The organism is Sphaerimonospora cavernae (assembly GCF_042435035.1).
Lineage (GTDB): Bacteria > Actinomycetota > Actinomycetes > Streptosporangiales > Streptosporangiaceae > Sphaerimonospora > Sphaerimonospora cavernae.
Genome location: NZ_JBHMQT010000044.1, coordinates 335,757 through 347,639 on the forward strand (window position 1 = coordinate 335,757; position 11,883 = coordinate 347,639).

Below are 11,883 nucleotides of genomic sequence, written 5' to 3' on the forward strand. Positions count from 1 at the left end.
TGGTTTCAGGAATGCTTCCTCCGGCGGGGCCTGCGATGAGGTGGACCGAGGGTCCATGTCGGTGTTCGTGGTCATCTTCTCGGCTGCCGTGTTCCTTCTCGCCGGCCTGCTGGTCGACGGCGGGTCGGCGATCAACGCGCGGCTCAAGGCCGCCGACATCGCGGAGCAGGCCGCACGCGGCGCCGCCGACCAGATCGACCAGGAGATCCTGCGGACGACCGGCGAGATCCGCCTGCTCTCCGCGGGCGGAGATCTCTGCGGACGTGCCGAGGAGATCGTGGGCGCGCATCAGGCCAACGGGGTGCGGATGACCCGATGCGAAGCGGGCGGCCAGACGGAGGTGACCGTCGGGGTGGCGGTTCACTGGGACGCCTACTTCCTCGGAGTGCTGGGTTTCAACGGCTCCGATATGGAGGCCGCCGCGACGGCCGCACCCAGCACGGGCACCGCCGCCCTGGCCCGGACATCGGGCGGCCTGAACGTTGGGGAGGGATGAGGCAGAAATGTCGCAAAAGTCCACATCCCCCGGCCCTCGTGAGCCCCTGCGCCGCTGGCCGGAGTCCGCGGGGGAACGACCACGTGGCCGTGGAGCCACGAACACGAGATCGACCGCGAACACCCGACCTGACGCGGGTGCCAGGCCGGACACCCCGGGCTCCATCCCCTCGAGGCCCGCCGACTATCGGCCCTTCGGGCAGACGCAGCGCGGGGCCGAGGCGCGGCGGGACCGCCGACCGGTCCGCATTCCGTCCAGGCGGCGGGCCCGTGACATCTTCTCCGGCCTCGGCGCGCTGCTCGCCCTCGTCGGGCTCGTGGGCGGCGTGCCGTACGCGCTGATCAGGCTGGCCGGCCCGCCCCTGTCGCCGGAACTGCTGAACCTCGATCTGCTCACCAGCCGGGTCGGTCCGGAGGCGATCATCGGGATCCTGGTCCTCCTGGTGTGGCTCGCCTGGTTCCAGCTCTTCCTGTGCGTGATCGTCGAGGTGTACGGCGGGTTGCGCCGCGTCGGCATGCCGGCCCGGGTTCCCCTGTCAGGTGGCCCCCAGGCCCTCGCCCACCGGTTGGTCTCCGCGGCGCTGTTGCTGTTCACGGTGACGGCGATGGCCGTGCCGTTCTCTCGGGCGACCGCACCCGCACCCGCATCGATTCAGCCCCAGGTGACGGCCCAGACGGCGGCGCTGTCCGCACCGGTCGCCGCCGAAGCGGAACAGGCGCCCCTGCATGCCCGGGAGGTCAAGAAGGTCTACGTCGTGCAGCCGCCGCACGGGCGCCATCACGAGAGCCTGTGGGAGATCGCGGAAAAGTGCCTGGGAGAGGGGCGCCGCTATCCCGAGATCTACCGGCTGAACAAGCACAAGGTGCAGCCGGATGGCAGCCGCCTGCACATCGCCGATCTCATCCGGCCCGGCTGGGTGCTCGACATGCCGGACGACGCAAGAAATATCCATATCGTCCCTGTGGACGAGGAGCGGCCGGAGATCCTCAAGGAGCATCGGGACAAGCCGGCGGAGCTCGACGGGCGCACCCAGTACACGCAGCCCGATTCCGCCGATGCCGGGCATGCCGAATCCCGCACCGCGAAGGCCGACACCGCCAGGCCGGACATCAACAGGCTGGAACCCGGCAGACCTCAACATGACAGGCCTCAACATAAGCCGTCCCTCGTCACCCCGCCGCCCGCCGCCTCCGAGCCCACGGCGACGGCCACGGTTCACCCCACCGCGGCACCGGCAGAGAAACCGCCGATAGCCCGGTCGGCCGACGGGCAGGGCGAGTCGGGCCAGGATGAAGCGGCCACCGGGCTGGAACTGCTCGACTACCTGGCCGCCGCGACACTGGCCGGCGCCGGGCTGCTCGCCGTGCTCGGCCGCAGACGCAGAGAGCAGCTGTGGCGGCGGGCGTTCGGATGGCGGATCGCACGCCCACAGGGGGACGCGGCCGACGCCGAGGTCGCCATCCGCCTCGGCGCGGACGCCCCCGGCAGCAGAATGCTCGACCTGGGCCTGCGGCTGCTCGGCAGGCTCCTGGCCGAGCGCGGCGCGCATCCGCCCACGATCTACGCCGCGCACCTGTCCGACCGGGGCCTCGACCTGTGGATCCATCCGGCCGACGAGAACGCCCCGCAACCATGGGAGGCGTGCGACGGCGGGCAGGTGTGGCGGCTACCGACGCACGAGGGGCGGCGGATCGACGGGCATGCGCTGGCCGACGTCCCCGCCCCCTATCCGGGCCTGGTCTCGCTGGGCATCGGCCAGGACGGCGGCAGGGTGCTCGTCGACCTGGAGGCCGCGCACGGGCTGATCAGCATGACCGGCGCGAACACCGTCGCGGCCCTGTCCGCGCTGGCCGTGGAGCTGGCGACCAACCGATGGTCCGACGACATGCGCATCACGCTCGTCGGCTTCGGCGAGGAGCTCACCGCACTCGCGCCCGAGCGGATCAGGACGGCCGGCAGCCTGGCCGAGGTCCTGCCCGAGTTGGAGAGCACGGCCGCCGAGGCAGGCTCGCCGGATGGAGACGCCCGGCCGGGAGGCGACGTCCTGACCGGCCGGATCCACGGTCGGGTGGCCGACCCGGCGTGGACCCCGCACTACCTGCTGTCGGCCATCAGACCCGACGACGACGAGGCACGCCGCCTCGCCGTGCTCGGCAAGGGCACCATGCTCGACAAGGGCAGGAGGACGGCGAACGGCTTCGTGCTCACAGGTGAGGTGCCGCACGCGACCTGGACCTGGGAGATCACCGAGACCGGCCGGGCCCGGCTGGACGCGCTCGGCTTCGAGGTCGACGCCCACCTGCTGCCGCGCAGGCACTACGACGCCGTCGTGGACCTGGTCCGTACGGCACAGCAGGCCGAGGGCGAGCCGCTCACGATCAGCGGTGGCGCGGCCGAGCGCCTGCCCGACGAGCCGCCCGAGATCGAGGTACGGATCCTCGGCGCGATAGAGATCACCTCGGTCGAACCGCTGGAAGAGGGGAGGGCGGCCCTCGCCCACGAGATGGTCGTCTATCTGGCCACTCATCCGGAGGGAGTCCACCCGGTCGTGCTCGGCGGCGTCCTGTGGCCGCGGGGAGTGCAGAAGGCGGTCCGCGACGCGACCATCACGCGGGTGGCCGAATGGCTGGGCAGCGACTCAAGGGGGCGGCCGCATCTTCTCCTCGACGACTCCGGCCGGCTGCGGCTCGGCCCCGGGATCCGTACCGACTGGCGGCTCTTCCAGGATCTGGTCCGCCGAGCGGTGGCGAGCACCGGTTCGGAGGGCGAGGCGGAAGCCGTACGGCTCCGCGAGGCGGAGGCCGAGCTGTTGGACCGGGCGCTGCGGCTGGTGCGCGGGCCGCTGCTGAACGGCAGGCCGGGCAAGCGGTACGCCTGGCTCGCGGCCGATCCGCTCGAGTACGACGTGACGGCGTGGGTGGCCGACGCGGCGCACGCGCTGTGCGAGATCCGCCTGGGACAGGGCGACCCGGACGCGGCGATGGCGGCGGCCAGGGCGGGCCTGCTGCTGGCGGCCGACGACGAGGGACTCTGGCGCGACATGCTGCGGGCGGCACACGCGACCGGTGACCTGACGCGGCTGCGCGCCGTCGCCGACGGCCTGGGGCGGCGGGCCGCCTCCCATCCGTACGGCGGCGGGATGGCCTCCGAGACCGAGGCGCTGATCGACGAGCTGCTGCCCAGCTGGCGCCGCGCCCCGGCCCAGGACCTCCCGACCTCTCGTCTCGCCTGATGGAGTCCATGTGTCGATGAAGAAACAGCACGGGGTGACCGCGAGATTCGCTCTCGCCACCCTGTCGGGGTGCGCGCTGCTGGCGTCGGCGGCCGGCTGCGGCCGGGCCGACGCGGATCGCGGTTTCACCCCGCGCGGCGTCGTCGAGATCTCTCCCGGAGCGGAGACGCGGGAGGCGGCGACACCGTCCGCCGCGGCGGACGGGACCGACGGGGCGGCGGGGCCCGAGATCCGGGTCGAATGGCCGGAGGGGCTCAGCTCGAAGCACAAAGCGCTGCTCAAGGCATTCGTCGACGACTACCGGGCCCAGTGGCGGGCCATCACCAGCCACGGCAAGGACCTGTCCTACACCGAGGGCGTCGTGGACGACGCGAAGCGAGGCGCGGTCAAGTGGGTGCACTCGTACGTCGATGAGAAGCTCTCGGCGAAGGGTGTGATCAAGCTGTACTCGCTGCGGGTGGTTGCCGAGGTGGAGCCGGGCGCCCAGGTCGCCGCCTGTCTGAACCAGTCCGGCCTGCGGGTCACCGACTGGCAGGGAAAGCTCCTGGCCAAGCAGCCCGACTGGATCAAGCGGCCAGAGTCGATCTTTCTCTACTCCGCGTCGTTACGGCATGAGGACGACGGCCGCTGGATCGTCGTCCGGTATCGCTTCGCGGACTATCCGGATGAGTACGCGAAGGAGTGCGTCCGATGAACGCCGGGCTGACATCGCTGCTGGCCGCCGCACTGGCTGGAGGTGTGCTGACCACGAGTGTGCTCACCGCCCCGGTGCCCCATGATCCCGAACCTCCGGTGAAACGACAGCGCACGCAGGTGAAGGGCTTCCAGCGTGGGCTCAGGGCCGGGGTGCACCTGAGGAATTCCTCCATCGCTCTCTCCGGCAACGGTCTTGTCGGCAAGGGTCTCAAGAGCGATGGCTATCGGATGCCTCGCCCCTGCTGGCGCGAGCCGATGATGACGGCCGAGGAGCTGCGCCGGAAAAGGGTCACCGAAAGAAAGCAGGACATCTCCCTGCCCCCCAGTGAGCGGGGAGTGTCGAACGAGGCTGTGGAGGAGTCCCGCCGCAAGCTCGGCGAGAAGGGCATGTGGTGGGGCCCCGCCGCCAACTGGAGTGACCCGGGAGCCGAAGCGTGTTATGCGGGCTTGGCGGAGCCGATCTGGGCGAGCGACGGGACCACTCCGGCTGGAGGGATCACAGCTGAGCAACTTCTGCAACTCGCCCGGGCCGCGCTGACCGTGCCGGAGCCAAAGATCAAGCTCAGTCCCGACGCGAAGAGCTACGTCAACCTGGAGACCTGGGTCTGGCTGGAGAGTGCACAGACGACGCCCCGGACCGTGACGGCCACGCTGCCGGGAGTCATGTCCGCGACCGTGACCGCGACGCCGCAGGCCCTGGAGATCAAGTCGGGCACCACCGACGACCGGGCGAAGATCGGCAAGGATTGCGGCACCACCGGCCACCCGTACAAGAAGGGTGAGGAGTTCAGATGCGGCGTGCAGTATCTGCGGGCGTCGATCGACCAGCCGCGCAAGGCTTACACGCTCACGGTGACGGCGGTCTGGAACGTCACGGGTAGCACCACGGGCGGCGACGCGACAGCGCTCACCTATGCCCCGATCCGGGTGTCGGCCTCCCGCGATGTCCCGGTCGACGAAGTCCAGACCATCGTCACGAACTGAGCCTCAACCCTTGTCGCTCTCCCGGGAGCGGTGCTCGTGGGCGAGCAGCCATTCTTTGACGTGGGTGCCGTAGTAGTAGCCGCCGTAGCCGCCTGACGAGGGCAGCACCCGGTGGCAGGGCACGAACGGGGCGATGAGGTTCTGCGCGCAGGCCGACCCCGCGGCCCGCGCCGCCGTTCTGGGCAGGCCGGCCTTCTCCGCGAGCAGGCCGTACGACACGGTCACCCCGGCGGGCACGGCCCGTAGCGCCTCGTACAGCCGCTGCCTGGTGGGCGTGCCGGGCTGCTCGACCGGGACCCGGTCGAGCGCGTCCAGTTTCCCGTCGAGATAGTCCCGTACGGCCTGCGCCGCGTCGGCGAGGTCACCCTCTTTTAGGGCGAGATCCCGTAACGCCGGCGGGAGCCGTACGAACATCTCGCGGGGGTCGGCGGTGAAGCCCGCGGCGACGAGGACCCCGTCGTGGGCGAGTAACGAGAGCGGACCCACTGGTGTGGGCACGACCTGGGCAATGATCACCGGCATGGCGGTCGTTCCTCCTTCTTCTTCTGAAGCTAGTGCCGTTGGTACCGGCAAAGTGCAAGATCATAAATTGGGTTTTCGCAGGTCAGCAGCGGTTTCTGCGAGTTTCTGCAAGATCACGACATGGAAGTGTGCAGGTCAGGGCACTACTCTGCGAGTTTTCGCAAGATCACGGTGGGGGGGTGGGGTGGGGTCCAGAGGTGGAGGGCGGCGTAGGCGCGCCAGGGGCGCCAGTGTTCGACCTCCTCGGCCGGGATGCCGAGGGCGGCCATGGCCTTCTTCAACACCAGGTCGCCCGTCGGCCAGGCGTCCGGGTCGCGCAGCGAGCGCAGGGCGATGTAGCCCGCCGTCCACGGCCCGATGCCGGGGATCCGCAACAGTCTGGCCGTGGCGTCCGCGGGGTCCTGGGCGCCGTCGAGGTCGATCTCCCCGGCGACGACGGCCTCGGCCAGCGCCCGCAACGTCGCGATGCGACGGGTGGTGAGCCCCAGCCCGGACAGGTCGGCTTCGGCCAGCTGCTCGGCCGAAGGGAAGAGAACCGATCCGGCGTTCTGATCCCAGCTGGGACCGGGGTCGCCGGACGTCCCGGCCAGTACGGCGATGCGGCCCAGGATGGTGCGGGCTCCGGCGACCGAGATCTGCTGGCCGACGACGGCCCGCACCGCCAGCTCGAACCCGTCGAACGCGCCCGGCACCCGCAGACCGGGCCGCAGCGCCACAAGCGGGCCCAGCGCTGTGGCGCCGAGGACGGTGGCGACCGCCTCCGGGTCGGCGTCCAGGTCGAGCAGCCGCCGGCAGCGTGACACGATTTTGGCGAGCTGCCGCATGTCATCGGTGTGCACGAGCAGCCGGATGTGGTCGTCGGCGGGCGTCAGCGTGAGTGCTCCGCCGGGGATCACCCGGGAGTAGCTCGTTACCTCGGCACGCGTCGATATGCCAGGTTCGGCGGGCATTCCGGCCGGCTGCGCGTTTTCCGGGCCGTCGCCGGACCAGGTGACGCTCTCCATGCCGGGGATCGCCCGGGCCGCGAGGAAGCGCAGCACGGAGTGCGCGTCGTAAGGCATGCGGTGGGTGAGCCGGAGGGTCAGCCCGGTGGCGGCACATGGGCGCGTCGAGTCGCCCGTCACAGTCGCGGACACCGCATGGCCCCTCCGCGCGAAGGCGGGACCTGTGAGCTCGCCGTGTCTGAGATCGCCATTTCTCAGTTCGGTGGGAGCGAAGCCGTACGACTCCTTCATCGCGGCGTTGAACTGCCGGACACTGCCGAATCCGGCGGCGAACGCCACATCGGTGATGGGCAGGGAGGTTTCGGTGAGGAGTTGCTTGGCGAGCAGCAGACGTCTGGTCCGGGCGACCGCGAGCGGGCCGGTCCCGATCTCGGCGACGAACAGCCGGTGCAGGTGCCGCTCGGTCACGTGCAGCCGCCGGGCCAGACCGGAGACGCCCTGGTCGTCGGCCACGCCGTCGTCGATCAGGCGGAGCGCCCGTCCCACCACGTCGGCGCGTACGTTCCAGCCGGGGTCACCGGGGCTCAGCTCTGGGCGGCAGCGGCGGCACGGCCGGAAGCCCGCGGCCTCCGCCGCCGCGGCGTGCCGGAAGAACCGCACGTTCCTCCGTACGGGCGTACGAGCAGGACAGATCGGACGGCAGTAGATGCCCGTCGAGGTGACAGCCGTGTAGAAGCGCCCGTCAAACCGGGGATCACGCGCGGACACCGCCAGATAGCAGGTGTCGAAGTCGAGCTGTCGTGTGGTCACACTTCCGACGTTATGCGCAGACCACGGGCTCGGACTCGCGGAAATCGGACCTGAGCGCGCCGCGCCGTCACTTGTCGGTCGTCATTTGCTCGAGATGCCCACCCCCAGATCGAACTCGCGGTAGACCCTGGCCCAGAAGCCGTCCCGCAGCCAGACCCGCGCCTCCGGATAGGGTCGCAGCGAGTGTCCAAGCTCCTTCTCGGCCTCGATCAGCAACTCAGTGTCGATCACGGTGGGCAGGATGGGGCCGGGCAGCAGATCACGAATGTTGTCGCGGCCCCGGGTGAGGATCCACTTCTGCGCGACATGCTCGCCGACCTCCTCCACCCGCGGACGGCCCGGGCCGAGCTTGGCGACCTGGCCCACCGGCGCCTTCGGCACGGGTTTCACCGTACGACCGGCGAACACCTGAGCGGGCGACGGCGTGGGCGGTACCGGTACCGGAACCGGTGCACGGGTGAAATACGGACGCAGAAACTCGGCACTCAGGATCTCCACCGTGTCCGATTCCCACACCAACCGCTCGGCCTGGTTCGTACCGAACGGCGGCTCGACCCCCCAAAGGTGGACGCGCACGCCGTACGCCTGGGCGGCCTCCACCGCCGGGACCATGTCCTCATCCCCGGCGATCAATACCGTGTCGCTCACCGCGTGGTGCCTGGCCAGTGCTTCCAAATCGCTGCGGATCTGCGCGTCCACGCCCTTCTGCTGCCCCCTGGCGTTCAGGTTGCCGAGCCGCACCTTCACCCAGGGGAGTTGTGCGATCACACGTTGGTCGACGGTGGGAACACGATCACGTGCCGCGTCGTACCAGTAGACCCTGAGCAACTCGCCGGGGATGCGCTCAAGAGCGTGCTTCTGGAGCGCCTGGATCAATTCGTCGGCCGATACGCGGTACTCCTTGCGCTCCTTCGCGCCTAACAGAACTTCGCCGGCCGCCGCATAGAGGTAACCAACATCAACAAGAACGGCATACTTCGCGGCAATGCCATGTGCGCTGAAGTCCGGGATGGCCATGCTGTCCTCCAGGACTCGTCACTAGATGATCGGGCTGACTATCATTCCCCCACTTTCTAGATAGTCCCAACTCTTGGGCCGGTTGACACCCCGTTCCGCCGATGTAATCGCACCGTGCTCGCGGGGATGCCGGTCTAGGGAGTGTTTCAAAAGTGCTGCCCGTCGCGAGCGCGGGGCCAGATGGATGCATCGCAAGGCGGAGGAGGAGCCCGTAGCGGAGCCTACGGGCGACGACGACAACGCAGCGAGGCGCCATCTGGACCGTGCGTAGCAGGGCATGACTTTTGAAACACGACCTAGACGCCGGGGAAGAAGGCCCTCCGCCAGGCGCCGGAACCGTGCGGCAGCGGCCCTCTCGTCTGGTATGCCGAGTTCCGCCAGTTCGCGGATTTCCGTACGGCCCCCGCCTCGGGGCCGGGGATCGCGGCGAGCACGGCGACGAGCGCGGCGACCTCCTCGGGAGTCGCCGCGCCACGCACGATCTTCACGAACGGCCCTTCTGCCGTCGTTTCTGGGGCCGCCGTCGTTTCTGGGGTCGCCGTCGTTTCTGGAAGCATGGTCACCTCCGGTGTCGCCGGGTCTGGACTGCCGGTCACAGCGGGATGTTCCCATGCTTCTTCGGCGGCAGCGCGGCCCGCTTCTGGCGGAGGGCGCGCAGCGCGCGGATGATCTGAACCCGGGTCTCCGCGGGGTGGATGACCGCGTCGACGTAGCCGCGCTCGGCCGCGAGATAGGGGTTGGCCAGCGTGTCCTCGTACTGGGTGATGAACCGGCCGCGGGCGGCCTCGGCGTCGTCGGCCTCGGCGAGCTCCCGCCGGTAGAGGATGTTGACCGCGCCCTGAGCGCCCATCACCGCGATCTGGGCCGTCGGCCAGGCCAGGTTGATGTCCGCGCCGAGGTGCTTGGACCCCATGACGTCGTAGGCCCCGCCGTACGCCTTCCGGGTGATGACGGTCACCAGGGGCACGGTGGCCTCGGCGTAGGCGAAGAGGAGCTTGGCCCCCCGGCGGATGATGCCGTTCCACTCCTGGTCGGTGCCCGGGAGGAAGCCCGGCACGTCGACGAACGTCAGCACCGGGATGTTGAAGGCATCGCAGGTGCGGACGAACCGGGCGGCCTTCTCCGAGGCGGCGATGTCGAGCGTGCCGGCGAAGCTCATCGGCTGGTTGGCCACCACGCCGACCGACCGGCCGTCGACCCGGCCGAAGCCGACCACGATGTTCGGCGCGAAGCTCGCGTGGACCTCCAGGAACTCCCCGTCGTCCAGCACGTGCGCGATGACCTGCTGCATGTCGTACGGCTGGTTGGCCGAGTCGGGGATGAGCGTGTCGAGCTCGCGGTCCTCGTCGGTGGTCTCCAGCGGCGCCTCCACCTCGAAGACGGGCGCCTCGTCCATGTTGTTGGACGGCAGGTAGGACAGCAGCGCTCGGGCGAACTCCAGGCAGTCCTTCTCGTCGGTCGCCTCGTAATGGGCCACGCCGGACTTCGAGCCGTGGGTGCGCGCGCCGCCCAGTTCCTCGAAGGTCACCTCTTCGCCGGTGACCGTCTTGATGACATCCGGCCCGGTGATGAACATGTGCGACTTTTCCTGAACCATCAGGACGAAGTCGGTCAGCGCGGGGGAGTAGACGGCGCCCCCCGCGCACGGGCCCATGATCAGTGAGATCTGCGGGATCACGCCGGAGGCGTGCACGTTCCGCTTGAAGATCTCGGCGTACAGGCCGAGTGAGACCACGCCCTCCTGGATCCGGGCGCCGCCGGAGTCGTTGATGCCGACCACCGGGCAGCCGGTCTTCAGCGCGTGGTCCATGACCTTGACGATCTTCTCGCCGAAGACCTCGCCGAGCGAGCCGCCGAAAACCGTGAAGTCCTGCGCGAACACCGCGACCGGCCGGCCGTCCACCGTGCCGTGCCCGGTCACGACGCCGTCGCCGTACGGGCGCTCGCGATCGAGCCCGAAGCTCGTCGAACGGTGTCTGGCGAACTCGTCGAACTCGACGAACGAGCCCTCGTCCAGGAAGGCCAGCAGCCGCTCCCGGGCCGTCATCTTGCCCTTGGCGTGCTGCTTCTCCACCGCCCGCGCCGACCCCGCGTGGGCCGCCTCGTGCCTGCGCCGCTCCAGATCGGCGATCTTGCCCGCGGTCGTGTGGATATCGATCTCGTTGGTGGCCTCGGTGCTCATCGGCCGATCACCGCTCCCCCCGGCCCGCTTCGCGGGTTCGCTCCGCACTCATGTCGGACAGGGTAACCAGCCGCTCACGGTGGGCCGCGTCGGGGTGGCCTCGCACGCCACCGGAAAATCCGGCGTACGGGACCGGCGTACGGGACCGTACGGAACCGGGGCCTCACCGCCGTTCGTTGGCTGAGACAGCGGGAACTGACGCCGACGGAATCTGGCAGGGTGAGGCGCATGACGGAAGCGGTGCGGACACGGGGTCTCCTCAAGCGGTTCGGGCAGCAGGTGGCGGTGTCCGGGATCGATCTGGTCGTGCCGAGGGGCAGCTTCACCGGGCTCGTCGGGCCCAACGGAGCGGGCAAGACCACGACGCTCAGCATGATCACCGGTCTGCTGCGCCCGGACGGCGGCCTCATCGAGATCGACGGCCACAACGTCTGGGCCGATCCCGTCAGCGTCAAATCACGCATCGGCGTGCTGCCCGAGGGGCTTCGGCTGTTCGAGCGGCTCTCCGGCCGTGAGCTGCTTCTCTACAACGGACAGCTGCGGGGCATCCCGTTGGACGAGGTCGGCAGGCGCGCCGACGAGCTGCTGCGGGTCATGGATCTCGTCGACGCGCAGGACAAGCTGGTGGTCGACTACTCGACCGGCATGCGGAAGAAGATCGGTCTCGCCGCCGCCCTGCTGCACAATCCGAGTGTGCTCTTCCTCGACGAGCCGTTCGAGGGCGTGGACCCCGTGTCGGCGAACACGCTGACCGAGGTCCTGCGCAGGTTCACCGCCTCGGGATCGACCGTGGTCTTCTCCAGCCATGTGATGGACCTCGTCGAGCGGCTCTGCGACTGGGTCTCGGTCATGGACCGCGGCCGGATCGTGGCACAGGGCCCGCTCGACGACGTCCGGGGTGAGCGGACCCTCAACGAGGCGTTCCTCGACCTCGTCGGCGCCCGCGGCAACGGCGACGAGGGCCTGTCGTGGCTTGGGTCGGCTACGGCGTGAGCGGGAG

The 11,883-nt window shown here is 69.7% G+C and carries 10 protein-coding genes; 5 read left to right on the forward strand and 5 right to left on the reverse strand.

Annotation, left to right across the window (positions count from 1 at the left end):
* Positions 1-55: 55 nt before the first annotated feature.
* From ACFHYQ_RS21630 to ACFHYQ_RS21645, 4 genes are read left to right on the forward strand one after another with little or no spacing between them, the layout of a single operon-like run.
* On the forward strand, positions 56-496 hold the full coding sequence (locus tag ACFHYQ_RS21630; protein ID WP_394302940.1) for a pilus assembly protein TadG-related protein: 441 nt from the start codon (positions 56-58) through the stop codon (positions 494-496).
* Between the two features lie 7 nt (positions 497-503).
* The gene (locus ACFHYQ_RS21635; RefSeq protein WP_394302941.1) at positions 504-3,728 is read left to right on the forward strand and encodes a hypothetical protein; all 3,225 of its coding nucleotides are present in this window, start codon (positions 504-506) and stop codon (positions 3,726-3,728) included.
* A 16-nt stretch (positions 3,729-3,744) separates the two neighbouring features.
* Positions 3,745-4,422, forward strand: coding sequence for a hypothetical protein (locus ACFHYQ_RS21640; RefSeq protein ID WP_394302942.1), 678 nt, complete (start codon positions 3,745-3,747; stop codon positions 4,420-4,422).
* Positions 4,419-5,408: a hypothetical protein gene (locus ACFHYQ_RS21645; RefSeq protein WP_394302943.1), complete on the forward strand. Its 990-nt coding sequence runs from the start codon at positions 4,419-4,421 to the stop codon at positions 5,406-5,408. The genes ACFHYQ_RS21640 and ACFHYQ_RS21645 overlap by 4 nt, the downstream gene beginning before the upstream one ends.
* A 3-nt stretch (positions 5,409-5,411) precedes the next feature.
* On the opposite strand, the gene ACFHYQ_RS21650 is transcribed toward ACFHYQ_RS21645, so the two are convergent.
* The 5 genes from ACFHYQ_RS21650 to ACFHYQ_RS21670 all read right to left on the reverse strand — a co-directional run bounded on the left by ACFHYQ_RS21650 (position 5,412) and on the right by ACFHYQ_RS21670 (position 10,883).
* Positions 5,412-5,930 (reverse strand): methylated-DNA--[protein]-cysteine S-methyltransferase, encoded by a 519-nt coding sequence (locus ACFHYQ_RS21650; RefSeq protein ID WP_394302944.1) that lies wholly within the window; start codon positions 5,928-5,930, stop codon positions 5,412-5,414.
* A 143-nt stretch (positions 5,931-6,073) separates the two neighbouring features.
* A complete protein-coding gene (locus ACFHYQ_RS21655; protein WP_394302945.1) occupies positions 6,074-7,684 on the reverse strand; it encodes an Ada metal-binding domain-containing protein in 1,611 nt (536 codons plus the stop codon).
* An 81-nt stretch (positions 7,685-7,765) separates the two neighbouring features.
* Complete coding sequence (locus tag ACFHYQ_RS21660; protein ID WP_204016174.1) at positions 7,766-8,701, reverse strand: NYN domain-containing protein; 936 nt, start codon at positions 8,699-8,701, stop codon at positions 7,766-7,768.
* A 296-nt stretch (positions 8,702-8,997) separates the two neighbouring features.
* A complete protein-coding gene (locus tag ACFHYQ_RS21665) occupies positions 8,998-9,189 on the reverse strand; it encodes an acyl-CoA carboxylase epsilon subunit (protein WP_394302946.1) in 192 nt (63 codons plus the stop codon).
* Between the two features lie 104 nt (positions 9,190-9,293).
* The gene (locus ACFHYQ_RS21670; protein WP_394302947.1) at positions 9,294-10,883 is read right to left on the reverse strand and encodes an acyl-CoA carboxylase subunit beta; all 1,590 of its coding nucleotides are present in this window, start codon (positions 10,881-10,883) and stop codon (positions 9,294-9,296) included.
* Positions 10,884-11,111: 228 nt separating this feature from the next.
* Here ACFHYQ_RS21670 and ACFHYQ_RS21675 point away from each other — a divergent pair, with 228 nt between their 5' ends.
* Positions 11,112-11,876 (forward strand): ABC transporter ATP-binding protein, encoded by a 765-nt coding sequence (locus tag ACFHYQ_RS21675; RefSeq protein ID WP_394302948.1) that lies wholly within the window; start codon positions 11,112-11,114, stop codon positions 11,874-11,876.
* Positions 11,877-11,883: the final 7 nt, after the last annotated feature.